This window comes from Micromonospora sp. WMMD710 (assembly GCF_029626045.1).
Taxonomy (GTDB): Bacteria; Actinomycetota; Actinomycetes; order Mycobacteriales; family Micromonosporaceae; genus Micromonospora.
In genome coordinates, this window is record NZ_JARUBD010000001.1 from 1,657,308 (window position 1) to 1,683,065 (window position 25,758).

Below are 25,758 nucleotides of genomic sequence, written 5' to 3' on the forward strand. Positions count from 1 at the left end.
GTACCGTTTCGCATTCCATGGTCGATGGACTCATCCCTCTGTCGAAGGGCCGCAGGATGGTCAGCAGCGAACACAGGTACGTCATCGTCGGGGCGGGACCCGCCGGACTACAACTGAGCTACTACCTCCAGCAGCACGGCGCCGATTACCTGACGCTGGAGAGTGGCGACGGGCCCGGTGGTTTCTTCCGGCGGTTTCCGCGCCACCGTCGGCTCATCTCGCTGAACAAGGTGCACACCGACAGCGCCGATCCTGAGATTCGCCTGCGCTGGGACTGGAACTCGCTCCTCAACGACTCGCCGGACCTGCTTTTTCCGCGATTCAGCGAGGAGTACCTGCCGGCCGCCGACGACCTGGTGCGCTACCTCGCCGAGTTCCAACGGGTGCACCAGCTCAACGTCCGCTACGGCACGACGGTCGAGCGGATCACAAGGACGGGCGACGGCTTCACGCTGAGCACCGACCGGGGCGACGTCCGCGCGCGCTGCCTGGTCGTCGCGACCGGCTGGGGCCGGCCCTTCGTGCCGGCCATCAAGGGCATCGAGCATGCCATCGGGTACGAGGACATGGTCGTCGACCCCACGGCGTACGACGGTCAGCGGGTCCTGATCATCGGCAAGGGCAATTCCGCGTTCGAGACCGCGTCGGCCATCCTCGGCCGGGCGTCGATGGTGCACCTTGCCAGCCGGCAGCCGCTGCGGCTGGCGTGGAACACCAAACACCCCGGGGACGTCCGTGGTCAGTACGGCGCGATCCTCGACAGCTACCAGTTCAAGACGCTGCACTCGGTGCTGGACTGCACGATCGACGAGATCCGGCCGGTCGACGGGCGGTTCCGGGTGTCCATCACGTACACGCACGCCGAGGGGGAGACCGCCGAGCTCGACTACCACACGGTGCTGCGGTGCACCGGCTTCCGGATGGACACGTCGATGTTCGACGAGACGGCCCGTCCCGACATGGTGCGCGACGGCCGGATGCCCGGGTTACGCCCGGACTGGCAGTCGAGCAACGTCGACGGCCTGTACTTCGCCGGCACCATCGCCCAGGCCCGGGACGTCAAGCACGCGTCGTCGCCGTTCATCGACGGCTTCCGGTACAACCTGCGCACGTTCACCCGGATGCTGCGGGAACGCTACGAGGACGTGCCGTTGCCGTACACGACGACGCAGGCCGACGCCGCGTCGTTGACGAAGCTGATGCTCGACCGCGTCAACTGGTCGTCGGCGCTGTGGACCCAGTTCGAGTACCTCTGTGACGCCTTCGTCCGCGACGACGCCACCGGCGACTTCCACCACTACGAGGACCTGCCGGAGGACTACGCCGTGGAGCGCTTCGGTGCCGCCACGCACTGGTACACGCTCGCGCTGCGGTGGGGCCGCGACGACTACGGCGACGTCTTCGCCATCGACCGGCACCCGACCCCCGACCGCGCCCGGGAGAGCGCCTTCATCCACCCGGTGATCCGGCGTTACCGCGGTGCGGAACTGCTCGCCGAGCAGCACCTGCTGGAGGATCTGCTGGCCGAGTGGCGGCGCCCGGACCGGCACGTCGAGCCGTTGGTCGAGTTCCTGACCCGGGATCTCACCAGCGGACCATGATCTCGTCGAGGGGCTTGCGGGCCAGGTCGGGCACGTGGGCGTCCAGGGCGGGATAACCGACCGGCATCACCACGTACGGGCGCTCCTCCGGAGGGCGCTCACACACCTCGTTGAGGAACCGCATCGGACTGGGCGTGTGGGTCAGCGTCACCAGGCCCGCGTGGTGCAGCGCGGTGATCAGCAGGCCGACCGCGATGCCGACGGACTCCTTGACGTAGTACGGCTTCGGGCTGTGTGGCCCCTGGTGCACCTCGAAGACGACGATGACGACCGGTGCGGTCTCCAGGAACGGCTTCCGCCAGTCGGTGCCGAGCCCGGCGATCGCACCGAGCCACTCCTGCGAGGCGCGGCGGTCGTAGAACGCGCGTTCCTCGGCCTCCGCAGCCTCGCGGAGCCGGCGTTTGCGGGCCGGATCGGTCAGGACGACGAACCGCCAGGGCTGCACATTGGCGCCGCTGGGTGCGGTCGACGCCGCCCGGATCGCGGCCTCGACCACCCCGTCGGGCAGTGCGTCACTGGCGAAGTCCCGCACGGATCGGCGCTGCGCCATTCGCTCGGCGAACGCCTCCGCCTCCCGCACCATCTCCGCCGGCGGCCTGCGGTGGTGGTGGACCGGGACCTTGGGTAGCAGGTCGGTGTCGTTCACCTGTGGCCTCCCCTGATCAGATGTGCCGGGTCTCGGCGGGGAGGGTGCGCCTGCCGCCGTCATCCGGTCCATCCAGCATTTCGAAGCAGCGGCGGCTTGTCGTTACTGAAGTGTGCTTTCTTCGCCCGTGGGCACGTCGGGCGCGGTTCGGGTGGCGATCTCGTCGACCACGTCGGTCAGGCGTCCGCGCAGCGCCGCGGCGGCCCGCTGGCGGGTCGCCCCGTCGCCGTCCCTGGCGAGCCAGCTCAGCCACGCCTCCACCCGCTCGCGGTCACCCGCCTCGTCGAGTGCTGGTCGGGCGCGTTCGACCAGTCGTTCGGCGAGTGCCGCCGCCGGCAGCAGCCGGCCCGTGGCGACGTCGACGCCGTGGCCGCCCATCCCGTCGCGGGCGGCCCGCCAGTACGCGAGCCGCATCAGCTCGGGGAGCAGCTCCGGCCCCTCGTCGCCCCGGTCCACGGCATCTCCGGCGACCACCACCAGAGCCCGCACCAGGGCGGCGAGCGCCGCGGACTCGGTGGCCGTGACGGGGACGTCGGCCACCCGTACCTCAAGCGTGGGGTGCTTCGTCGACAGGCGCAGATCCCAGAAGAGGGTGCCGTGGTCGACCAGCGCGCCCGCCTCGAGCAGTGCGTCCACGTGGTCGTCGTACTGCTGGGCGGACGTCAGGTACGGCGGCGGGCCGGCCACCGGCCAGCGCCCCCACGTGACGCTGCGCCAGCTCGCGTAGCCGGTGTCGCGCTCCGACCAGTAGGGCGAGTTGGCGGTGAGGGTGAGGAACACCGGAAGGTGTTGGCGCAGGTGGTTGCCGATCAGCACGGCGCGGTCCCGGTCGGGCTCCTCCACGTGGACGTGGACGGCGCAGATCGCGAGTTCGTCGTGCAGCCCACGGAAGGTGGCGGTGCCCCGGTCCTGGCGCGGCCCCTCGGTGATGGGCGGCGGCACGGCACGGCCCAGCACCGGCGAGCCACTGGCGATCACCCGCAGACCCGCCGACCGGGCCGCGCTCTGAATGGCGGCGCGGCCCTCAGCCAGTTGCGCGTCGAGATCGTCGAGGCTCAGGCACGGGTCGGTGCGGGTCTCGATCTGCAACTTGGTGATCTCACCGCCCACCCGGTCACCGAGGGTCGGGCGTGCGCGGTCGACGACGGCGGCCGCCTCCGGCACGACCTCACCCCGCTCGGCGTCGACGACGAGGAACTCCTCCTCGACGCCGAGCGGAGGAATGGGCGATCCCGAGCGCTGTCCCGTAGTCATGCCGACGCCGACCTCTCGCTGCCGGTCGTTCGCCGGCGCCCAGCACGTTACGGGATGTCGTCGATGGGTTGCGATCCGAAACGCTCCATGGTGGACAGCGAGCCGACGAGTCCGGCCAGAAGTGCCGTCCGTTCGGGCATCCGGTCGAGGCAGACGTACTCGTCGGCGGCATGCGCGCCGCCGCCCACCGCACCCAGGCCGTCAAGCGTCGGTACGCCCAGCGCGGCGGTGAAGTTGCCGTCGGACGCTCCAGCGGCGTACGCGCCGGTGGGCTTCGGGATGCCAAGCTGGCAGGCGATCGACTGGGCCAGCTCCAACAGTGGCCGCGCGAGCTCCGGCGACATCGGGTAGCGGTTGATTCCGCCCTGCACGGCCAGCGTGGCCTCGGGCAGCACCGGCACCAGCCCACGGATGGCGTGATCCACGCGTTCGAGTTCGTCCCTGGTCCAGGCCCGGACGTCGACGGCCAGGCTGGCACGCTCGGGCACCGTGTTCGTCGTCGTGCCGGCGGAGAGCAGAGTCGGCGTGACGGAGGTGCCGCCGCTGTCCGCCGCGCCGAGCGTACCCAGCGTGAGAACCTGGTGGGCGACCTCGACGGTGGCGTTGACCCCGCGCTGCGGCTCCACGCCGGCGTGCGCGGCGCGGCCGGAGACGGTGAGGCGGTAGACCGAGCCGCCCTTCCTGGCCACCTTCAGACGCCCCTCCGGGGTGGCCGCCTCGCAGACCAGGACCGCCCCCGAACGCCGAGCCTCACGTTCGATCAGCTGCCGCGATGTGACGGACCCGGTCTCCTCGTCGCAGGTGAGCAGCAGGCCGACCGCGGAGGTGTCCTCGATCAGCCGCAGCGCCGTGACCATCTGCACGATGCCGGCCTTCATGTCGCACACGCCGGGCCCCGTCGCGACGTCCCTGCGGACGGTGAAGGGCCTCGACCGGATCGTGCCCACCGGGAAGACGGTGTCGAAGTGGCCGAGAAGCAGCACGCGCTGGTCGGCGGCCGGCCACAGCAAGTGCGGTAGGCCGTCGATCACGACCCGACGGGCCGGCCGCCCGAGCACCTCCTCCCCCCAGCGGGCGAGCAGGTCGGCACAGGACTCGAGATGGGGCAGCGAGCCCGGTGCCGACTCGCAGGAGACGAGAGCGCTCAGCCGGTCGACCATGTCGGCTCGCAGCTGCGTCGCTGCGTCGAGCAGACAACGTGGGTGGTCCATCGATCCCTCCAACTGCGCGGCTGGCGGGCTTCGCCAGACGCACCCATCGACCATCGCAGAGGGATCGGGGTGTGGTCGTCCTTGTCCGTGCTCAGCTGCTCGGCGGCACGGGGAGAGCCGATCCGTAGCCGACCCCGATGATCCGACGCACGGACTCCGCGTAGGCGTCCTGACCAACAGGTGCGAAGGTGCCGAGCCCGTCGACGTACCGGTTGAACATGCAGAACGCGGCGGCGATCAGCACGGTGTCGTGGATTTCCAGGTCGGTGGCGCCCTCCGCGCGGGCGTCAGCGACCAGCTCGGTGGTGACGTTACGGCCGCTGATCTGCACCGCACCCGCGATACGCAGCAGCGCCCGCAGCTTGGCCGAGATCGGGGCGGTGTCGAGGTCCGCGCGTACCTGGTCGACGAGAGTCATGCCCTCGTCGAGCTGCGCGGCGGCGAACGCCGAGTGCGACGCGCAGCAGAAGGTGCACTCGTTGCGCCCGGAGACGTACGCGGCGATCAGCTCCCGCTCGCCGGCCGGGAGCGAGTGCGGGGCACGCAGCAGCACCTCGGCCAGCTCGTTGAGCGGCTTCGCCGTCTCCGGACGGTACTGCATCGGGCCGGTGATGCCGGGGAACTGCTTCTCGTCGACCCCGAGGTCGATGTGCGCCATGGTGTCCTGCCCTCCAGCCGTGAACCGCGGCCCGACCGGACCACGCCTCAGCCGCAGACGACCGCCCGTGCGGGGCGGCGTGACGAACGCCGCGCAGTCACGATCTCATCCCGTCCGCCGGTCGTATTTCTTCATTCATGCTCAGTCCTGGGTCGGCCGTCCTCCGGGCCGCCTCGTTGAGGGGCACGTCGCGTAGCACAGTCGGCTGGACCGTGGGGCTTCGTCCACAGGTGCCGTCGCTGTCCACAGCGGCCCCCGCCGGGCAGCTCACCGGCGGCTGGTCCGGGCACGGTCGACCCGTGCACGCGACCCTGAGAAGCCTGCTCGATCGGCGGGGCGGCCTGGCCACCCGACGGGACGTTCTGCGCGTGGCGCCACCGTGGACACTCCAGAGCGCCTGCCGGGCCGGTCGCCTGGTCCGGGTCCTCCCGCAGGTCTTCGTCGACGCCACGCTCGTCCAGGACACCCCTACCGAGCTGCCGATTCTCGCTCGGATCGATCCGGAGCTGGCTCGCCGTGCCGCGCTGGCGTACGGAGGCGGACGCGCCGCGCTCAGCCGACTGACCGCGCTGGACGTGTGGGGCCTGCGGCGTCAACCGCCGGGCGAGCCGATGCATCTCGACCTGCCCGTCGGGTCGGGCCTGAGTGGCCGACCGCATCTCGTGGTGCGTCACCGCCCCGGCTTCACCACTGAGCCGCCGCACGCGGTGATACGGCGAGAGGTGCCGGTGACCCGGCTCGACCGGACCCTGGTGGACTGTTGGCCGTTGCTGCCGACGGTCGACCGAGCGGGAGTGCTCATCCGCGCGGTCAACGATCGGCTGACCACCCCGCAGCGCCTCGTGGCCGCCCTCGGCGAGGTGCCGAGGTTGATCGACCGCCCGGCGCTGCGCGCCTTGGTGGATCGGCTCGCCGCTGGCTGCCGCAGCCCGTTGGAGATCTGGGGTCACGACCACGTCTTCACCGGCCCGGGAATGCCGGCGTTCACTCGGCAGGCGCGGGTGCGGGTCGGCGGACGGACGATCTACCTCGACATGTTCGCCGAGGCCGAGCGGGTCGACATCGAGCTGGACGGCGCCACGAGCCACGGCGACCCCACCGAACGCGAGATCGACCTCCGCCGCGACGCCCTGCTCGCCACCAAGGGCATTCTCGTGGTCCGCTTCAGCCACCGCCGGCTGCTGGCCGACCCCGCCCAGGTCCGCCAGGAAACCCTCGCCATCCTCGCCAGCCGCCGCCCCGGCCCCATGATCACTTAACCCTCAGCAGTTGCAAACCACTCCCTACAACTACCCACCATTAAGTGATCTTGAAGGAGGGAGGGAGCGGGAGGGAGTGGGCAGGTGGGAGGGAGGGGTGCGGAGTGGACGGGTCAGGGGGCGGGGCGTTGGTGGGGTGGGGTTGCGTGGTCTGTTGGGGGTTCGGCGTGGTGGTGCAGGAGTTCGGTGATCCATCTCGTCGCTTCGCGATGGGCGTTGAGCAGGTGGTGACGGGCGTCGGCCACGTCCTGGTCGTCGGCGTCGTCGCTCAGGATGGCCATCCATCGTCGACTCAGCTCCTCGGCGTACCGGGCTTTGCGTAGCTGCTCGTCGAACTGGTACTCCAGCTTGACCATCCGGTCGACGTGCGGCTGAAGTGCCGGCATGATCCGTTCGTCGAGGCGGACGGCGGCGTCGGGTCGGCAGGTGATGACGACCTCGCCCCGCTCGTAGGACCACTCCGGTTCGTCGGCGAGCGCCTGCTGTAACGCCACCTCCAGATCGCCCGCCCGGTGCGGCGGCAGGTCCCGGGCGGCGTCGGCGGCGAGCCGGGTCAGCCGTTGGATCGCGTTGGGCTGGAAGTACTGCACGTACCAGCTCAGCACCTCGGACCGCAGGCTCGCCGATGACGACCAGGCGAACGTGGCGCGGATGTGGAACGAGTACACGTAGCCCCGGGCGGGGACCGTGATCAGCCGCGGCGCGTCGCGCTGTTCGACGAGCGGGCCGGAGGGCGTCGGGCCGGCCGCGGAGCCGACGGGTGCCTCGTCCTGGAGTGCGGCGACCAGCCGGTCCCAGCTTCGCGCCCACCACCGCCAACCGCGCACGCTCACGTCGCGGGCGACGGTCATCCCGCGGATGCCCCGACGTCGCCACTGGTCCGCGGGTCTCGGCCTCCCATCGGGGGCGTCCGTCATGGCACCCCTCCACGGTCACGGATCCGCACGTCACGCTAACAACCGGTGACCGATATGCCCGTCGCCACGCCGGCACGGCACGGGCCGACCCGGAGGACACCGCGCCGTCGCCTGAAGATCGTCGAGCGGTCGTGTGCCGGTCAGGCGGGCGCGACATCCTGCCCGGGTGCGCACACTGCCGACCGTCGTCGCGTACCGGCTGCTCGGGGGAGCCGGTGCCACCCTGGTGGCGTCCGCCGGCCTGGCGGCCGGCGCGCTGCCGGTCGGCGCGCACGCCGCCTGGTGGAGCGCGCTGCGGCAGCTCGCCGGGCCGGGGCTGCTCTGCGGGTACGCCGGACTGACCCTGCTCACCGCCGCCTGGTGGTGGGCCGGCCGACAGCCGCACCCGCCGGAGGTCGGGCGGCACCCGCACCCACCCGAGAAGGGGGTCGGTCGGCGCTCCGCGGCGGTGACGCTGGCGTGCTGGGCGGGGCCGTTGCTGGTGGCGCCGCCGTTGTTCAGCCGCGACGCGTACAGCTATCTCGCGCAGGGCGCCATGGTGCTCGCCGACGTCGACGTGTACCGCCACGGCGTCGCGTACCTCGGCGGGGCCCTGGCCGCCGAGGTGCCGCAGATGTGGCAGCAGACGCCCGCGCCGTACGGGCCGGTGTTCCTCGCGCTGGCGGCGGTGGTGAGCGGTGCGAGCGGCGGCACGCTGGTGCTGGGCGTGCTGGGGCTGCGGGTGGTGGCGCTCGCCGGGGTGGCGCTGCTGCTGGTGTACCTGCCCCGGCTGGCCCGGCAGTGCGGCGTCGACCCGGGTGCCGCGCTCTGGTTGGGTGTGCTCAACCCTCTCGTCCCCCTGCATCTCGTCGCCGGCGCGCACAATGAGGCGGTGATGCTGGGGCTGCTGGTGGCGGGGCTCAGTCTCGCCTTCGAGCACCGTCACGGCGCGGCCACGGTGCTGGTGACCCTCGCCGCGCTGGTCAAGGTGCCGGCGGTGATCGGGCTCCTGGTCGTCGTGTCGCTCGCCGCGCGGCACCGGGCGCTGTCGGCCTCGGTGGCGCGCACCGCCGGCATCGCGGTGGGCACCGCCGCCGTGGTCACCTGGGCCACCGGCATCGGGTACGGGTGGATCGGCGCCCTCGGCACACCGATGTACCGGCACAGTTGGTCGATCTCCAGCGCGCTGGGCAGGGTGGCGTCGCGCGCGGCCGGGCGGTTGGGCCTGCACCTGGGCGACGCCCCGATGCGGCTGTGCCTCGCGCTGGGCGTCGCCGCCGCACTGGCCGTGGCGGTCGCCGCGTGGTGGCATCGGCGGCGGCTCGGTCCGGCGTACGCGCTGGGTCTGGTGCTGGTGGCGGCGGCGCTGCTCGGCCCGGCGACCCGGCCGTGGTACGCGCTGTGGGGCCTGGTGGTGATCGCGGCGTCGGCGCCGCACGGGTGGGCGCGGCCGGCGGCCGCGTCCGGCGCGGTGGTGCTCGCGTTCGTGGCGCTGCCCAGCGGCTTCGGCCCGGACGCGGCGCAGGCGGTGGTGGCCGTCGCCGGAGTGCTGGTCGGGTTGCTCGTGGTCGGTTCGCTGCGCCTGCTGCGGCCGATCGCGTCGGTGGAGGTGGCGCGATGACCGCGACCCGGTGGCGGGTGGCGACGGTGGTCGGGTTGGTGACCGTGCTCGCGGTCGTGATCGCGATGGTGCCCGGGCATCGGGGCTGGTTCGACGTCGGGGTCTACCACGGCGCGGTCGGGCACTGGGCGCGCGGCGGTGACCTGTACGGGTGGACCACTCACAACGGGTACGGCTTCACCTATCCGCCGTTCGCCGCGCTCTGCATGCTGCCGATGGCGGCGCTGGCCTGGTATCCGACGATCGTGGCGCACCTGCTGCTCACCGCGCTGGCCGTGGCGTTCCTGCTGCACCTGCTGGTGGACCCGCTGGCGCGCCGGCACGGGTGGAGCCGCTGGTACGCGCTCGCGCTGACGTGCTGCCTGCTGGCCGGGCTGAACCCGGTACGGGACACGGTGAGCTTCGGGCAGGTCAACCTGCTGTTGGTGGCGCTGGTCTACCTGGACCTGTGGCTGTTGGAACGGGGCAGTCGACTGGCCGGCATCGGGACCGGGCTGGCCGCGGCGGTCAAGCTCACCCCGGGTGTCTTCATCGGGTATCTGCTGGTCACCGGGCGGTGGCGGGCCGGCTCTGAGCGACCGGGGCCGGCCGGTGGCGGCCGGCCCCGCGCGGTCACCCCGGGTCAGAACAGGAGGTACGCGATGGTCGACGGGGACGATGGTCGGAGGGGCGCTTGGCTGATCGCCGGCCGCGACGGCGACCTCGACGAGCCGGGTGCGGTGGTGCTGCCCGCAGCGGCGACCCGGACCCGGGCCGGTCTGTTCGCCACGCTGACCGCCGCGCTGGCCCTGCCGGCGTACCTGGGGGACACCTGGGATGCCCTCTCCGACGTGCTGCGGGACCGGCTCGACGCCGGCCCGCTCACCCTGCTGATCACCGACGCCGGCCACCTGCTTGTCGACGAGCCGGCCGATCAGTACGCGCTGCTGCTCGCCGTGCTCGGCGACGTGGCCGCCACCGCCCCGCACCCGATGCGCGTCGTCCTCGACGAGGCCGCGCCCTGCTGACGAACGACACGCCTGCCGCGTCGACTCGCGCCCGCCCCGGCGGCGGCCGATGGCTGTGTCGGTGCTCAGTTCCCGACAGTCGGAGCCTCGTGCGGGCACGGTGACGGTGGCGGTGACGCTCGGGTGACGGCTCCTTCGCGATCCTCGTGCCGAGCCGGGCGGAACGCACCGGCGCGGGCAGCGAGGAGGCCGGTGCGGTGGACTTCGTCGACGGGGTGCTGGTGCGGTTGGCCGATCCGGGCACCCGCGCCGCCGTGTTCGACGACGCGTCGCTGGCCCACCTGGTCGAGGCCGCGTACGACACCGAGGCGATGCCGGTCGCGCCACCGTACGCGGCGGTGTTCGACGAGCTGACCCTCGGCTTCGCCGCCGCGCCGGTGACCGTGGCGGAGGGGGAGTGGCTGGGCTCCGGCGGCACCACCCGCACCGAGTTGCGCGTACGCCTGCACGGTCTCGGCGGCTCGGCGCTGCGCATCGACGCCCTGTGGCGGGGCAGCCTGGTGGTGCGGACCAGCACGGCCCGGGACCGGGTCGAGGACGTCGACGTGGCGGTACCCGCGTTCGACGTCGACCCGCAGATCATCGCCGAGCTGGGCGCGTTGCCGGCCGACCCGGCGGCCCTGGAGACCGAGCGCCGGACCCGGCTGGTGGCCCGGCTACGCGCCGGACTGCACCAGCCGGCCGCGTTCACCGACTCGCACCTGGACCGGCTGCTCGCCGGCGTCGGCGCCGCGAACGCCGGTGACCTGGTGGCGCGGATGCGCGGGCAGGCCGCCGGGGCCACCGTGAAGCTGCGATACGCCGCCGCGCCGGCGGCCCCGCCGACCCCGCGTCCGCTGCCGTTCGCCGCCGCCGTACTGGTCCGCGACAAGGGTTTCTCCCTGGCCGACCTGCTCGTCGAGACCCGTCTGGTACGGGCCCGCGCCGAGGAGTTGGGCCTGGACGTGTCGTCGCCGGACGACGTCCGGCGACGACATCGGGTGGTCGCCGTCTGGGTGGTGCCCATCGAGACGTTCGACGACGACGGCTGGCCCGGCGGCGACACCGGCACCGACGCGCAGAAACGGGCCGCCCGCTTCGCGCGGGCCGGCCAGTGGCTCGCCGGCAGCGGCATCGGGCTCGCCGCCCTGCCGACCTGAGACGCCCGGCCGCCCCAACGACCGCAACGGCCGGCAGCCGCCCATCGACCGAGCAGCAACCTTCGTCCGGGAGGACCCGTGGCACCGACAGCAGCATTCCCGTTCATCGAGGTCCGGATCGTGCCGCCACCGGCGCCGCTGGCCCAGCGCTCGCCGGGCGTCGTCGCCGTGGTGGGCAAGGCGCCGTCCACCGCCGACGGCGGTTCGGCGCCGGCGAACACGCCGGTCCGGATCGAGACCCTGGACGACGCGGTCACCAACTTCGCCCGCCGGCAGGCCGGCAGCGTGGTCCGCAACGCCCTCTACAACTCCCTCGAACTGGCGTTCCTGCAGGACCCGCGCCCGGCCAAGGTGTACGGGGTGAAGGTGGCCGGCGACGACTACGCCGCCGCGCTGAGCGGCCTGGAGGCCGCCGACGACGTGACCATGGTGTCGCTGGCCAACGAGTCGACCGTCGGCAACCCGGCCGGTGCCGGCGCGCCCACCGGGCTGCACGCGCTCAAGGCGCACGTGGAGACGATGTCCGCGGCCGGCCAGCGGCGGATCGGTTTCGCCATGGTCAATCCGGCCACCGAGAAGGGCCCGACCTACGTCACCGACATCACCACCGCCGCGAACCCGCTCAAGAGCAGCACCAGCCGGATGGTGATGATCGCCGCCCGGGGGGCGGACGGCGACGCGGCCACCGCCGCGATGGCGGCCGTGGCCGGGCTGCCGGTGCACCACAGCATCGTGCTGAAGAAGATCCGCGGGGTGGCCATCCCGGTGGCCAAGCAGTACAGCCCGGCGGAGATCAAGGGCCTCTCCGAGGCCAACCTCACGCCGATCATCGATCCCACGCTGATCACCGGGGAGAGCCTGCACTTCGCCGACGGTCGGCTGTTCACCTCCGACGCGAGCCTGCTGCACGTCGACCTGGTGCGCACCCTCGACCAGATCGAGTTCATGCTGCGCGCCGGCCTGATCGGCCTGGTCGGCGACGCGCGGATCACCAAGCCGGGGATGACCCTGCTGAAGACCCAGGTGGACGGCATCCTCGGTCCGCTCAAGCGGCAGGCGGTGATCGACGACTACCAGATCGAGATCCCGGTGCTGGACATCCTCGGCATCCCCGAGGTCGCCCGTACCGCCACCGACACCTCGATCGTCACCGCCGCCCGGGCCGACCGCACCGTCGACCTGGTCGTCACCGTCACGTACGGCCCTGCCGTGAGCCGCCTGCTGGTCACGCTCGTGGCCAAGTTCTGACCCGGAGGAACCAGACCATGGAGTGGAAGACCCGCCTCGCGGTGCAGTACACCAAGGGCACCGAGACCGTGCTGATCAGCCCGATCGACTCGTTCAGCCCGTCCTTCTCGCTCAACGTCGAGGCCCTGCACTCGTGCGAGGTGACCCACCTGGGCGCCATCCACGCGCCGGTGTCGATGAACTTCACGATGACCGTCAAGGCCATCGGGGACGTCGCCGGCCGGCTCACCAAGCTGGCGCTCGACGGCGAGCTGTTCGACATCGCGCTGCTGGAGCACACCGGCGACGACTGGTCGTTCTCGTCGTTCGTGCTGCGGGACTGCCTGATCACCAGTGCGACACCGACGACGGCCACCATCTCGGGCGCACCGGCGGCGACCTTCAGCGGCTTCAGCCTGGCCGCGTCGGTCGACCCGAAGACCGGCGACCCGTCCGTCCTGCCGTGACCCCACCCACGACTGACCGGAGGTAGCAGATGGCGACCGGTGCTGGCCGTGCCGCCCGGGTCACCCGTACCGGGCTGGCCCTGGTGCACGCGGGTGAGCTGGTGCTGCCGGCGGCCGGCAGCGAGGCGGAGGCCGAGCAGGTGGCCGAGGACGACCGCGCGGTCATCGCGTACCACTTCCCGGTGGAGATCGAGGTGGTCGCGGCCGGCGGCGCCCTCGACGCCGACGCGCTGGCCGACCTCGCGCTGGCCCGGCTCGCCGCGCACCTGGACGGGCGGTCCTGACAATGGCCATCTCGGTGCACGTGCCGGTGCGGATCCGGCTGGACGCCCGGTCGGTGACCGCGCGACCGGAGGTGGTGACCGAGGCGCTCGCCGCGGCCCTGACGCGCGCCCTGGAACGCTCCCGGCGCGAGGTGGTCGCGCCCCGTGGCGGCTACCTGGAGGTACGCGCCGGGGCGCCGGAGTTCCGCTGGACCGGCGCGGCGGTGGCGGGGGTGTCCCGGGACGAGCGGCGGGCGTTCGAGGCCCGGCTGCGCCGGCGCGTCGACGAGGTGGTGGCCGGGGCGCGGCTCGATCCGGGGCTGCCCGCCGGTGTGGCCGTGCCGCTGAGCCGGCCGCCGAGCGAGGTGTTCGACGCGTCTCGGATGCGTCATCTGCTGGCCGTCTACCGGGTGCCGTCCTATGACGAGGGTGGTGACGCCGCCGAGGTGCCGGTGGCCGGCGACGATCCGCCGCCGGTGACCTACCAGTGGTTCCTGCGGCCGGCCACGTATCTGGTCGGTCACTTCGCCGAGCTGGCCCGCGAGGCGGTACGCCAGCACGGTGGTCTGCCCTCGGGCGCCCCCCAGGGGATCATCGCCCGGGTGGTCGGCTCCGACGGACGTCAGGTCTGGGCGATCATGGTAACCACGACTCCACTGTCGGTGCTGACGTTCGACACGTTCGGCGAGACGGTGTTCCGGGCCACCCCGCAGCCGCATTTCGAGGTGCAGGCGCGGGTGCCCAGCCCGCAGCCCGGGACGGTGCAGCGCCGGCCGGTCGCCGACCGGGCCGCCCTGGTGGCGATGGTGGACGACGAGCTCAACGCCGACATCCGGCAGCGCCTACGGACCGCCCAGCCGCGCGGTGAGACCACCAGCGTGGCGGAGTACGAGGCACAGCTCGAGCGCGCCGTCGACGCGGAGGTGAACCGGCGGGTCGACGCGATCCTCGCCTCGGTGGGCGGGTCCACACCGAGCAGCCTGGTGGTCGTCCGCGTCGGCGGGGTGTCCCTGCTGCTGGTGAGCACCGCGGAAACCGAGGAGAACCTGCACTGGACCGGCACGGCGAACCTGCTGCCGATCAGCGTGGAGCAGCACCCGACCACCGCGGCGGACCCGAACGCGCCCGCGGGCGGGGGCATCGGCGACGGCACCGGCACGGGCTCGGGCAGCGGTGGCGGGTCCGGCTCGGGCACCGGCAGTGGACCGGGCGGCGCCGGCGTCGGCATGGGCACCGGCCCGGGTGGTGGCGCCGGCGGCACCGGCGACGGCACCGGTGGGGGACGCCGGGGCGGATTCGTGTTCGACCCGAGCAGCCCGAGCGCGCCGGCCGGCGTCGAGGGCAGCCGGTTCCCCGTCGTGGCCGGTGGACACTCCGCGATGCCCGCGTGCGCCCCGCTCAACGGCGAGCCGGAGTTGGACGCGCTCGGCCCGGACGGCGACGAGCTGCGCCGGCTCATGGACGACATCGCGTTCCGGCTGCAGATGGGCGAGCCGTGCCGCTACCCGGCGAACTTCTGCCTCCAGGCCGCCGCCGTGCTGCGCGGTCGAGCGGCGGCGATCAGCCTGCTGGTCGGATCGGCCGAGCGGGAGGCGTTCACCCGGCCCGTGCCGGAGGGCACCGGCCGGCTCGGGCCGCTGGACTTCCGGCCGGTCGCCTCGCCCGCCGTGCAGGTCCTGCGCCACCTGGCCGGGGTCGTGCCCCGCCTGGACCATCTCGCCCAACTGGTCATGGCTCGCTACAGCCAGCCCGAGCACTTCGCCCGGATCCGCGGCGGCTGGATCGACTCGTCGGCGTCCTGGAACCTGCACTTCGTCCAGGCGCTCAGCCCGGCCGTCAAGGGCGCCGTCGGGCAGCTGTTCATCGTCGGCAGCCAGGCCATGCTGGTGCAACTGCTGCTCAGCTCCCGCAGCGGCATCAACGCCCGGATCGCCAACTTCGAGCGGTACGCGCCGATCTTCGAGCGGCTGATCGTCTCCCAGCTCACCGACTACGCCGAACTGCAGGGCCTGCGCGAACGGCTACGCCGCCACGAGGCCGCACGGTGGACCCAGGAGCACACCGACGTCGGCGGCGGCGCCCTCGCCACCGTCAGCATGGCCAACCCGTCGACCGCCTGGTACGGGGCCGCCCGTGCCATCTCCACCGCGTTCCTCGCCGCCGAGGCCACGCTGACCAGCCCCGGCGCGGCCGGTGAGATCGTCGAGCGGGACGGCACCGCGCGGATCCGCGACTCGCACGCGGTGCTCTGGACCCTCGCCGAGATCGAACAGGCGCTGGTCATCCAGCGCGGCGAGGCCGAGGGCGTGGACCCGTTGGTCAAGCAGATCACCGACGTGCCCGACGTGCTGGCCCGCTTCGCCGGCGACCGCTCGGCCATCCGCGACGAGCTGTGGCGGGTGCTGCACGACATGCAGCGCAACAACACCGAGATGCTCGGCCGCGCCCGCGCCGACGCCCGCTTCGCCTTTCGGTCCAGCCGGATCAGCGAGCACATCCCGTCGGCCACCATCCCCGGTGGACAGTTCGCCCTGCAGGGCATCCACCTCGTCACCCACCAGCAGATCGGCGAGTTCTTCGGCGGCAACCTGTACTACGCCACCGGCACCGACAGCCTGTTCAACACCGAACTGGGCCGGGAGGCGCTGACCGGGATCGGCATCATGGTCGGGATCATCGCGCTGTCGGTGCTCTGCCCACCGCTGGGCTTCGTCGTCGGGGTCGCCGTCGCCGCCGTCGACGTGGCGCACGCCCACCAGCGGGCCCGCCTCTACGAATCCCTGCTCGACCCGGAGCTGGTGCTCACCCGCACCGAGGTCGAGGTCGAGCTGTTCGCCGCGTACCTCGGGCTGGCCATGTCCTTGATCCCCGAGGCCGGCACGATCGGCGGCGCGGCCGTGCGCGGCGGCCGGGTCGCCCTGCGCTTCGGCGTCCGCGCGGGGCTGCGCGCCGCCCGGGGGTACGTGGTCCGCCGGGTCACCCGCCAGATCATCGAGGCGGCCTCCCGTGACCTGCTCCAGGCGTTCCTCACCGAGATCCTGCTCAACGAGGTGCTGGAACGGGTGGTGCAGAAGCTGATGGAGCCGGTGCTGGCGTACGTGGAGCGCGAGGCGATGCTCAGCGGCGCGGTCGGTGGCCCCGAGGGTGCCCGGTTCATCCTCATGGTGCTGGACTCGCAGCACGCCGGTGCCGCCACCGGTGGGCCGCGCGTCCCGGTGGTGCGGCCGTGACCGGGCCGCGCCGGTTCCGTGCCGGCCGGTTCCTCGACGCCGCCGCCGTGCACGCCGCCGCCGACGCGAACCCCCGGCTGCGCCGGTTCATGCGGACCATCGCGGAGCACAGCGAGGCCGGCGAGGTCCGCTCGCGTCGGCTGCTGGAGCACCTCATCCGCCGCATCGTCGACGACGTCGGTGACCTGCACCTGGGCAACGCGCTCAACCGGCTGGAACGCATCGCCGTGCTGCGGGACAACATCGCCGCCATCCTCGATCACGTGCTGGAGGGCGGCACCCTGCCCGAGGGCGTGCGGGTGGCCACCCTCGGCGAGTACTTCGACCAGCTCAGCACCGAGATGCGGGAGCTGAGCCGACCCCGCGAGGGCATCGTCGGCGACGCGCCGCTGCGACTGGCCGACGACTCCGCCGCGTACGCCGACTCGCTGCTGCGCGACTTCGACGCCGGCGGCGGCGCGGCCGGCCGGCACGTCGAGCCCACCGCGATCGTCGGTGACGCGTTGCGGGCCATGCCGGCGGACCGGCAGGCCGCGCTGCGCCGCGCCGCCGAGCTGGAACCGGCCGCGCTGTGGCACGCGGTGGCCGCCGAGTCCGAGGCCGGCAAGCGGGCGGCCGTCGCGGACCTGGAGACCCGCCTCGGCGGTCGGCTCACCCCCGACGAACTGGCCCGGCTGCGCACCGCCGTGGACGATCTCGGGCGGGCCCGCTCGCGCGGCCTGCAGATGAGCGAGGCTCGCCTCGCCCAGGCCCTCGCCCGGATCGCCGACCCGGATCTGCGCGCGCTGGTGGCCGGCACCGGTGACGTCTGGCTCACCCAGCAGCTCGCCGTGCACAACCCGGAGGCCCTGGCGACCCTGTGGCGGCGCTTCCGCGAGCGGGGCGGACGCGCCGACGACAGCGCCGGCTTCCGCGCCTACCTGCGCCACGACATGGTCACCTACGGCCGGGGCGTGCTCGGCGAGTACAGCGCGGCGTTCTCGCTGAGCAGCATCGAGCTGTTCCTCAAGGGACCGGACGCCAACGTCAAGGTCGCCGGCACCGACCTCGTCGGCATCGGCCACGACGGCTGGGTGTGGCTCATCGACGACAAGTCGCACCGCGCGCCTAGCGTCGGCGGGGTCAGCGCGCTCACCGACAACCTGGTGACCAACCTGCGCCGCGACGCCGCCGACTTCCGCGACGCCATCGCCCGACTACAGCGCGACGATCCCGGCTTCACCCCCGACCCGCGCATCCTGGACGCGATCTCCCGGATGGAGGACGCCGCCGCCGAGATCGACCGGATCAACCGGCGCGGCTCCGCGTCCACCCGGCCCGCCCGGATCAGCGCGGCACTTCAGGAGCGCCGGCTGCGACTGCGGGTGACCAGCGCCGCGGGCGAGGTCCGCGAGATCACCCAGGCGCTGCGCGACCTGGGCCTGGCCGTCGAACCCACCGGTACGCCGGTGCCGCTGCCACCCACCGGAGGGCGCTGATCATGGCCATCACCAGCAGCTTCATGCGCTACGGCACGGTGCCGTCGGCGATCATCAGCGACGGGGTGCTGCCGATCCCGCTCTGGGCCGTCACCGCCATCTCGCTCGCCCAGACCTACCACCTGCCGCCGATCGGCTCTACCGCGCACAAGGCCATCGTGGCCACCCACGACGACACCATCACGCTGACCGGCGTGCTCGTCGGCGCGGAACGCTACGCCTGGAAGTTCGCCCTGGAGACGATGGCCGAGGCGAGCAAACGCGGCACCGCCCTCGCCGCGTACTCCGGCGGACGGTTCGGCGGGCTGATCCTCGTCACGTCGATGACCATCCGCACCGACATGCAGGTGCAGTCGCTGACCTTCAGCGCCTCCGCCGCCCGCCGGGACGTCCTGGACACCACCATCACCCTCGTCCACGTGCCCCGTCCCAGCCTGCTCGGCAAGCTGCTCGACGTGGCCAGCATCGGAGTCGGCGCGCTCGCCGACGGGTTGGGCAACTGATGCCACCGTTCCCGATCGACCGCTACCTGCTACCGGAGACACCCGTCGAGGTGCCCGACGGGTTCACCGAGGTGCGACAGAGCCTCACCGCCGGCCTGCCGCACCGCGTCGAGCTGGGCGCCGGCGTGCACGCCGTGCTGATCCTGCCCACCGGGCTGGCCCGGCAGTGGCTCGCCACCGACCCCCTGGCGGTGGTCAGCACCTCCGCCGACGACCTGGCCCCGCGACCCGCACCGGCGGCCACGCCCCGGCCACCCGCGCTGGTCGGTCGGGTGCCGCTGCGCCTGGTCGTCCGCCAGGGCACCCGGATCCTCGGCTCGGTGCCCCTCGCCGCAGGCCTGCGCCGGGTGTGCCCCGACGCCGGCCCGTCGAGCGTCACGCCGTCCGCACCGGTGGCCGTCGAGGTGGTGGTGCTCGCCTGGCTGCTGCACGCCGGGACGGTACGCGGCTCCGGCGACTACGGCTCGTCGCTGACCCTGGCCTGGCGGCCCGCCGACCGCGCGGCGGACCACTTCGGTCCGCCACCGATCAACGAGTTCGTCTGGCGTCGCCGCCCGCCCGCGCAGCGCGTCGAGTCCGAGCTGGGCCCCGGCAGGCTGCGCTACCGCTACCTGCTCGACAAGAAGATGCGGAGGGTGCTGCGATGACACTCACGCCGTTCCAGAGCGGCCAGGTGCGCCAGGGCGCGGTCGGCAACGACGCCGGCTGGACGCTGACGCTGCACCGGGAGACCAGCACCGGGATCAGCCCCGACGCGGCGCTGACCCTCTCCAGCGCCGACTACTACGCGGCCATCGACGCGGCACTGCCCGACGGGCTCGGCCCCGGCGCGTACACGATCACCGTGCAGGGGCTGATCGACGAGCACTTCGCCGCGCTGCGCACCGCCGAGGGGCAACCGCCGCTGGTGGCGAAACTGCACCTGTACTGGCGGGACGCCAACACCTCGGTCGGCGCGTTCTTCACCAACCTGGTCGGCGTCAACGCCGGCCCGACGCCGGCCGAACTGACCCAGGCGCTGGTCGCCGTACTGCGGGTGACCAAGGTGCGCCGGCTCACTGGCGAACGGACGTACGACACCGAGCTGACCCTCGTCGAGCAGGCGTACGCGCGGCTCGGGCAGCGGGTGGCCGAGCGGTTCGAGGCGGCGAACTTCAGCGCCGCGGTCCGCGCCATCGCCCAACGGACCAGGGTGGACATCGCCACCTGGGGCGCCAACCCGGACGGCACGATGACCTCCGGCGCCACCGAGGCGGCCGGCGACGAACGGGTCGCCTTCGGCACCGGGCTGCTTTACCGCGCCGCCCTGGAGCGCATCGGTGGCGCGCTGCAACAGTCCCTCAACGCGTACGGGCGGGGGATGCTGCTGATCCGCGACGGCACCGTGCACGTCGGCAAACGCCCGATCCCGTACCCGCAGGGGGAGCCGAAGCCGCTCACCCTCGCCACCGGCCTGCTGGAGTGCACCGAGAACGGCGGCCAGGACAGCGACCCGTACGCGGCCACCGAGGCCGGCGGCACCGCCGCGCCACGCCGCCGGGCGTGGACGTTGACCCTCAAGGGCCGCCCCGACCTGAAGCCCGGCGACCTGGTGCGTTTCGACCCACCGGCGACCGACGAGGCCACCACGCTGGGCAGCGTCGGCGCGGCGCTGCTCGGCTCGTTCGCGGCGCCGTTCGCCCCGTCGACCGGGGAGCTGGGCGCGGGGGCGACGCTGCTCTACCTCAGCGCCGCACGGCACACCCTGTCGCGTACCGCCGGGTTCGTCACGGTGGTGCAGGGCGTCGAGGTCACCTCCGGCGCGCAGGCGTGGGACAGCTGGAGCGACGCCTCCGGCGTGGGCACCGCCGAGCCGGCCGGCCCGGCGTCGTCGCCCGGGGTGGCCGCCGCCGAGGCGGTGCGCCGCGCGGCCCGGGCCGCCCGGGGCGAGACGCGTGGCCTGGAGATCGGCGAGGTACGCGCGGCGGCCACCAACGCCAGCGGCGCCGTCGAGCCGCCCGCCCAGACCGAGACGGTGTGGGAGGGGCTCGCTCGGCCGGACGGCCGGCCCAACGGCGCCCGCCGCCTGCCGGTACGCCGGGAGCAGCCCGCGCCGCTGCCCGGCGTGACCTACCTGACCCCGTTCGCCTGGGGCGGCTGCGGGCTGATCCTGCCCCGCTACCCGGGCACCAGGGTGGCGTTGGCCTACCGCAACGGCGCGCCGGACGACCCGGTGGAGGTGGGCGCGCTCTGGCCCACCGGGCACGCCCCGGTCTCCGAACCGGGGGACTGGTGGTTGTCGCTGCCGGTCGGGGTGGCCAGCAGCAGCCGCTCGTCGATCGGTGACACGGTGGTGCCCGCCGACCACGACGGCAAGGTGACCCACGACCTCACCGACGCCGACGGCAACCGGGTCATCGAGCTGGGTGAGCTGACCGTGCGGGTGGGCCGGGCGCAGCTGCACGGCCGGGGTCAACGCCCGGAACGCGCCGACGAGGCCGACAGCATCACCATCGAGCACGCCGCCGGCGGTTCGTCGATCGTCATGAAGCAGGACGGCTCGATCACCATCACCGCCACCCGGATCGACCTGGACGCCGGCAACGGCGCGGTGAACATCAGCGGCGGCACGGTCAGCATCGCCGCCGACGACGTCGACGTCCAGGTCAGCAACGCGATGAACGTCCACTGAGGAGAGCGACATGGCATTCGTGCTCACCACGTCGAGCAACGTGCACTGCCCCAGCCAGGGCACGGTCACGCCGGCCGGGCAGTCGAAGCTGACGGTGGCCGGCACCCCGGTGGTCCGCCCCGACGGCATCACCGGCAAGTCGGTGACCGGGTGCACGATCACCGACAGCAGCTCCACCGTGCAGTGCAAGAACGTCATGTCGGCGTCTGGTGCCGCGCAGAAGCTGCACGTCGCCGGCGTCGGGGTGGCGCTGGACACGCTCAGCGGCGCCACCAACGGCAGCACCTCCGGCCTGGCCGCCACCGCCGGGCAGAGCACGCTGAGGGCGGTCTGAGATGGGCCGCACCGAACGGGAACGGCAGGCCGCCCAGCGCCGCTACCTCGGCTGGGGACTCGCCTTCGAACCCACCATGCCGGGGGTCGACCTGGCCCGCGACGTCGTCTTCGACGACGGCCCGAACGGCCGGGTGCTGGCCCTCGTCTCCGGCACCGGCAACGTGGCGCAGAGCCTCGCGGTGGCGCTGACCACGTTGCGCGGCTCGAACGTCTTCGACGCCACCTTCGGCTTCGACGGGCTCAACGCCCTGGCCGAGCAGATCGAACCCAACCTCGTCCGCGAGCAGGTCCGCATCGGCATCATCACGCTGCTCGACCGCGACCCCCGCGTCCGCAAGATCGTCGACGTGAACCTCGACGACGGCCGGCTCGGCGCGGGCCGTGCCGACGACGCGGCGGCAGCCGCGCTGCGGTCCTCTCGCACCCTGCAGGTGCAGGTCCAGTTCGAAACCATCACCGACGACCGGCTCTCGGTGCATCTCGGGGAGCTGCCCAGTGTCTGATCCCACCCTCCCGGCCGAGCTGGCCGACGTCCTCGCCGTCGACGCCGCCGCGCTGCGGGCCACCGGCTCGACCGGCTTCGGCATCGTCGAGAGCGGTTTCGTGCCGAAGTCCTTCGCCCGGCTGCTCGCCGAGAAGCTGGCCACCGCCCGGCTGCTCTTCGGCGACGACGTCGACCTGACCAGCGGCGCCGTCCTGCGCAAGGTCCTCGAACTGGCCGCCCTGGAGGACGCTCGACTGTGGGCGGCACTCGGCGCGGTCTACGACAACTCGTACGTGGTGTCGGCGACCGCCGACGCGCTGACCCGCCTCGGCGAGGAACTCGGCATCCCCCGGCCGTACCTGCCGGCGCGCGGCACGGTGAAGCTGACGCTGAAGGCGGCGCTGCCCACCGGCCGCACCCAGCTCACGCTGCCCCGGGGTGCGCGGATGTCGACCCCCGGCGGGCACCACGTCGCGTTGGACGAGACGGTGGTGCTCTCCGCCGCCGTGGGCGAACGGGTACCGGCGGTCGCCGCGTTCTACCCCGGCCCCGCGCACAACCTCGATCCCAGCCAGGCCAGTCAGAAGATCGACAGGTGGAACCGGGCCGACACGCTGCTGGCCGACCTGGACGACGCCGAGCAGGCCGCCGGCGCGGAGCTGGTGGAGATCACCCACACCGTCGCGCTGACCGGGGGCGAGCAGCAGGTTCCCGACGCCCGCTACCGGCAGTTGCTGCTGGCCGCGCCCCGCTCCATCTGGACGGCCGAGGCGATCGGCCTGGCCGTGGCGACCGTGCCGGGCGTACGCCAGGTGCAGGTCTTCGACGGCCGGGGCGGGCTGGACCTCAACCAGTCCATCTTCGGCAACTTCACCTTCATCGAGCGGGTGTTCAGCACCGAACGCGACCTCGGCAACCCGTACTACGTCACGGTCCTCGTCGCGCCGACCGCCGCCGCCATCTGGGACGGCCCCGACGGGCTGCACGCCGCCGTCGAGTCGGTCATCGAGGACCTGCGCCCGGTGGGCATCTTCGCCTCGGTGGACCGGGCCGACGAGGTCGGCATCGGCGTCGAGGCCGACCTGGTCATCCGGGGCCTGCCGCTGCCCACCGGCTCGAAGGAGACGGTGAACGCCTCCACCGCCGCCACCGAACTGCGCGCCCGGCTGCACGCCCGGCTGCGCCGCTACGTCGACGAACTGCCCTTCGGCGAGCCGGTCCGGGCCGCCGAGGTGATCTGGACGCTGATGAACGAGCCGGGCGTCGCCGACGTACGGGAGCTGCGGCTGGTCCGCTTCCCGGCCGACTCGGCCGTGGTGGTGACCGGCAGCGCGCCCACCGGCGACGGGGTGCAACGGCTGCCGGTCGGCGACAACGCGGTGCTCGCCGCCAACCAGGTGCCCGTCTACGTCGACCGGGACGATCCCCGGCCGTTCCGGATCGTCTGAGCGGAGGCGCGATGACCGACATTCGGGTGCCGGTGGACGGCGCCGACCCGTCCGTTGAACGCAACCTCGTCGACCAGTTGGAGGGCCCGTACCCGGGCACCGTCCGGCGGGTCGTGGTGCCGCTGGCCGGCACCGGCGCCGCCGCGGTGGACTGGACCAGTCGGCACCCGCTGCTCACCGTCGTGCTGCGCCGTGACCTGGTCGAGGAGACCGTCCGGGTGACCGTCACCGTGGACCCCGGCGGCACCGGTGAGCGGGTGCTGCCACCGGTGGTCTTCGCGCCCTGGTCGGCCGCCGGGGCGTCGGTGCCCGCGTACGCGCCGGACACCGCCGACGAGCCGCTGGTCGCGCCGTTCACCGTCGCCGTGACCGCCGAGCGGACCGTCGACGCCGCCGCCACGACGGTCACCGGGACGGCGCTCACCGCCCTGGCCGAGCTGGCCGTGGTCGAGGGCAACCTGGGCCGGCTGCTCTACCTGGTGTCGTACGAGAAGCACCGGCTGCGTCGCGCGGCGCGGGAGGTGCACGCGTACCGGACCCTGGCGCACGCTCGGCGCGACGCGCTGGACCGGATCGGCGCGGACGTCGGGGTGGCCCGCTTCGTCGACGAGCTGGTGCACGAGCCGGCCAGCGGCGAGGTGTACGCCCGGCGGCTGGCCGCCCCGGCCCACGAGCCGGACGCCGCGTACGCGCACCGGCTCGGCCTGTACCGGCGGTTCCTGCTGCCCACCCCGGGTGCGGTGCGCCGCCTGCTCAACGGCCCCGGCGCGGACACCGACCCGAACGCCGGACTCTTCGCCGACCTGCCCGGCGGCGCCCGCTTCACCCTGCGCGAGGACGACGACCGGTTCGCGGTGGCGATCCGGCTGGTCGCCGTCGGTGATCCGCAGCACCGCACCAACTTCCTCGCCCACCTGCGCCGCGATCGCCTCGTACTGCCGGCGAACACCCCGCCGAACAACACCGTGCACGCCGGGCGGGCGCTGCCGGCCAGCCGGTTGGCCGAGGTCACCGCGCTGCGGGCCAGCCTGCGCCAGTCGTACGCCTTCGACAGCGCGCACGCGGTGGCGCCGCCGCTGGCCGCCGCGCTGGACCGTGCCGGGCGGGTCTGCCGGGCGCTCGGGTCGTCCATCGTGTGGCAGGTGACCCGCGCCCAGGACGACACCGGTGGCAGCCGCTACGAGCTGGGCCTCGGCGTCGACGTCAGCTGGCCGACCCCCGCGCAGGCCACCGACCTGCGCAACCGGGTGCTGGACACCGCTCGTACGGTCACCGCCGACCGGACCGCCGAGGCGTTGATCGCCGCCGCGCGCGCCGCCGGTGTGCCCACGGTGGCCGCCGACGGTGAGCTGGCCTGGCTGTGGCGGGTGTGCGGGGTGCAGACGGCGCACCGGATCAGCACCACCAGGATGTACCTGTCGCACCTGCCCACCCGGGGGTTGGCGGTGACCGCGCCGCTGAGCGCGGCGGTCGGCGCCGACACGGCGGTCGAGGCGCAGTTCCACGCTCCCGGTGACCCGGGTGGCAACGCGCTGCTGCTGGCCGGGTTGACCGCCGCCGCGCGGGCCTGGACCGACGCCGGGGAGCCGGCCTGGACGCCGTTGACCGACGCGGCGGCCCGGACCCGGTGGGCGGCCGTGCCGACCCGGCCCGCCGGGCAGCCCGTCGATGCGGCCCTGGCCGCCGCCGGTCTGCCCGCGGTACGGGATCCGGCGCCGGTGGTGGCCGCGCTCAACCGGCTCCCCGACGAGCTGGTGGAGACCATCGAGCTGCCGGCCGCGCTGGCTTCCGCGTTGATCGCCGGTCAACCGGCGGCGGCGGACCGGTTGGCCCGGCTGGTCGGCCTGCTGCGCGACCAGCACCTCGCCGCCGCGCTGCCGCTGGTCGACACCGGCAACCGGGTGCTGCTGGTGTGCGGTGTGATCGGGCTGCCGCAGGCCGGGCTGAACCTGGCCGAGCGGCGGGCCACCGGGTTCCGCTGGTACACCGTGGGGCTCGGCGGCGGCACCGCGGAGATCAAGGCGGTCGGCGCGCGGACCACGCTGCGGCCCACCCACGCCGGCCTGGTCGCCGTGGTGGCGCTGTCCTACGTGCGGACCGGCCGGACCGACCCGTACGAGTTCCGGGTGGAGCTGCCCGATTCGGTGGCGTTGACCCTGGCCCAGTACGAGCGGCTGATGAACGCGCTGATGCGGGTCTGCCCGCTCGGCGTGGAGATCAACACGTTCGGCATCCGGCGCGACCACGTTGACCTCGACGCCGACGGCACCGCCGAGCCCCTGCGCCCGGCGGTGGCCCGCACCTTCCGCATCTTCCAGCAGCGCCGGCACCGCGGCGTGTACGACCAGCTCTGAGAGGG

22 protein-coding genes are annotated in these 25,758 nt (G+C 73.3%); 17 read left to right on the forward strand and 5 right to left on the reverse strand.

Features of this window, described 5'->3' with window-relative positions; all coding sequences use genetic code 11:
• The first annotated feature begins 56 nt into the window (after window positions 1-56).
• Window positions 57-1,601 (forward strand): NAD(P)-binding domain-containing protein, encoded by a 1,545-nt coding sequence (locus O7620_RS07510; RefSeq protein WP_278122448.1) that lies wholly within the window; start codon window positions 57-59, stop codon window positions 1,599-1,601.
• On the opposite strand, the gene O7620_RS07515 is transcribed toward O7620_RS07510, so the two are convergent.
• The 4 genes from O7620_RS07515 to O7620_RS07530 all read right to left on the reverse strand — a co-directional run bounded on the left by O7620_RS07515 (window position 1,585) and on the right by O7620_RS07530 (window position 5,370).
• Window positions 1,585-2,184: a nitroreductase family protein gene (locus O7620_RS07515; protein WP_278126901.1), complete on the reverse strand. Its 600-nt coding sequence runs from the start codon at window positions 2,182-2,184 to the stop codon at window positions 1,585-1,587. The two genes, O7620_RS07510 and O7620_RS07515, sit on opposite strands and share 17 nt — an antisense overlap.
• Before the next feature lie 165 nt (window positions 2,185-2,349).
• On the reverse strand, window positions 2,350-3,501 hold the full coding sequence (locus O7620_RS07520) for a glutamate--cysteine ligase (RefSeq protein WP_278122449.1): 1,152 nt from the start codon (window positions 3,499-3,501) through the stop codon (window positions 2,350-2,352).
• A 47-nt stretch (window positions 3,502-3,548) separates the two neighbouring features.
• Entirely contained in the window at window positions 3,549-4,712 is a 1,164-nt protein-coding gene (locus O7620_RS07525; RefSeq protein WP_151489815.1) for a M20/M25/M40 family metallo-hydrolase, read from the reverse strand.
• Window positions 4,713-4,803: 91 nt separating this feature from the next.
• Window positions 4,804-5,370 (reverse strand): carboxymuconolactone decarboxylase family protein, encoded by a 567-nt coding sequence (locus tag O7620_RS07530; RefSeq protein WP_278122450.1) that lies wholly within the window; start codon window positions 5,368-5,370, stop codon window positions 4,804-4,806.
• A gap of 299 nt (window positions 5,371-5,669) precedes the next feature.
• On the opposite strand from O7620_RS07530, the gene O7620_RS07535 reads away from it, so the two are divergent.
• On the forward strand, window positions 5,670-6,629 hold the full coding sequence (locus O7620_RS07535) for a DUF559 domain-containing protein (RefSeq protein WP_278122451.1): 960 nt from the start codon (window positions 5,670-5,672) through the stop codon (window positions 6,627-6,629).
• Window positions 6,630-6,742: 113 nt separating this feature from the next.
• Here O7620_RS07535 and O7620_RS07540 read toward each other — a convergent pair whose 3' ends face one another.
• A complete protein-coding gene (locus O7620_RS07540) occupies window positions 6,743-7,480 on the reverse strand; it encodes a hypothetical protein (RefSeq protein WP_278122452.1) in 738 nt (245 codons plus the stop codon).
• A 232-nt stretch (window positions 7,481-7,712) separates the two neighbouring features.
• Between O7620_RS07540 and mptB the strand changes: the two genes are divergently transcribed.
• From mptB to O7620_RS07615, 15 genes are all read left to right on the forward strand, one after another.
• The gene (gene mptB / locus O7620_RS07545) at window positions 7,713-9,146 is read left to right on the forward strand and encodes a polyprenol phosphomannose-dependent alpha 1,6 mannosyltransferase MptB (RefSeq protein WP_278122453.1); all 1,434 of its coding nucleotides are present in this window, start codon (window positions 7,713-7,715) and stop codon (window positions 9,144-9,146) included.
• Window positions 9,143-10,153: a glycosyltransferase 87 family protein gene (locus O7620_RS07550; RefSeq protein ID WP_278122454.1), complete on the forward strand. Its 1,011-nt coding sequence runs from the start codon at window positions 9,143-9,145 to the stop codon at window positions 10,151-10,153. Before mptB ends, O7620_RS07550 begins: the two co-directional genes overlap by 4 nt.
• 146 nt (window positions 10,154-10,299) lie before the next feature.
• Window positions 10,300-11,292: a hypothetical protein gene (locus tag O7620_RS07555; protein WP_278122455.1), complete on the forward strand. Its 993-nt coding sequence runs from the start codon at window positions 10,300-10,302 to the stop codon at window positions 11,290-11,292.
• 78 nt (window positions 11,293-11,370) lie between these two features.
• Window positions 11,371-12,540 (forward strand): hypothetical protein, encoded by a 1,170-nt coding sequence (locus O7620_RS07560; protein WP_151489579.1) that lies wholly within the window; start codon window positions 11,371-11,373, stop codon window positions 12,538-12,540.
• A gap of 17 nt (window positions 12,541-12,557) precedes the next feature.
• On the forward strand, window positions 12,558-12,986 hold the full coding sequence (locus O7620_RS07565; protein ID WP_007460824.1) for a hypothetical protein: 429 nt from the start codon (window positions 12,558-12,560) through the stop codon (window positions 12,984-12,986).
• Window positions 12,987-13,015: 29 nt separating this feature from the next.
• Window positions 13,016-13,270, forward strand: a complete 255-nt coding sequence (locus O7620_RS07570; protein ID WP_151489580.1) for a hypothetical protein — start codon at window positions 13,016-13,018, stop codon at window positions 13,268-13,270.
• A gap of 2 nt (window positions 13,271-13,272) precedes the next feature.
• A complete protein-coding gene (locus tag O7620_RS07575) occupies window positions 13,273-16,479 on the forward strand; it encodes a hypothetical protein (protein ID WP_278122456.1) in 3,207 nt (1,068 codons plus the stop codon).
• Entirely contained in the window at window positions 16,476-17,957 is a 1,482-nt protein-coding gene (locus tag O7620_RS07580) for a hypothetical protein (protein WP_278122457.1), read from the forward strand. Before O7620_RS07575 ends, O7620_RS07580 begins: the two co-directional genes overlap by 4 nt.
• 2 nt (window positions 17,958-17,959) lie before the next feature.
• The gene (locus O7620_RS07585) at window positions 17,960-18,460 is read left to right on the forward strand and encodes a hypothetical protein (RefSeq protein ID WP_151489582.1); all 501 of its coding nucleotides are present in this window, start codon (window positions 17,960-17,962) and stop codon (window positions 18,458-18,460) included.
• Window positions 18,460-19,107, forward strand: a complete 648-nt coding sequence (locus O7620_RS07590; RefSeq protein ID WP_278122458.1) for a hypothetical protein — start codon at window positions 18,460-18,462, stop codon at window positions 19,105-19,107. The genes O7620_RS07585 and O7620_RS07590 overlap by 1 nt, the downstream gene beginning before the upstream one ends.
• Window positions 19,104-21,131, forward strand: a complete 2,028-nt coding sequence (locus tag O7620_RS07595) for a hypothetical protein (protein WP_278122459.1) — start codon at window positions 19,104-19,106, stop codon at window positions 21,129-21,131. Before O7620_RS07590 ends, O7620_RS07595 begins: the two co-directional genes overlap by 4 nt.
• 10 nt (window positions 21,132-21,141) lie before the next feature.
• Window positions 21,142-21,465: a hypothetical protein gene (locus O7620_RS07600; RefSeq protein ID WP_151489585.1), complete on the forward strand. Its 324-nt coding sequence runs from the start codon at window positions 21,142-21,144 to the stop codon at window positions 21,463-21,465.
• A 1-nt stretch (window position 21,466) separates the two neighbouring features.
• A complete protein-coding gene (locus O7620_RS07605) occupies window positions 21,467-21,970 on the forward strand; it encodes a hypothetical protein (protein ID WP_278122460.1) in 504 nt (167 codons plus the stop codon).
• The gene (locus O7620_RS07610) at window positions 21,963-23,399 is read left to right on the forward strand and encodes a baseplate J/gp47 family protein (RefSeq protein ID WP_278122461.1); all 1,437 of its coding nucleotides are present in this window, start codon (window positions 21,963-21,965) and stop codon (window positions 23,397-23,399) included. Before O7620_RS07605 ends, O7620_RS07610 begins: the two co-directional genes overlap by 8 nt.
• Window positions 23,400-23,410: 11 nt before the next feature.
• Window positions 23,411-25,753, forward strand: a complete 2,343-nt coding sequence (locus O7620_RS07615; protein WP_278122462.1) for a hypothetical protein — start codon at window positions 23,411-23,413, stop codon at window positions 25,751-25,753.
• Window positions 25,754-25,758: the final 5 nt, after the last annotated feature.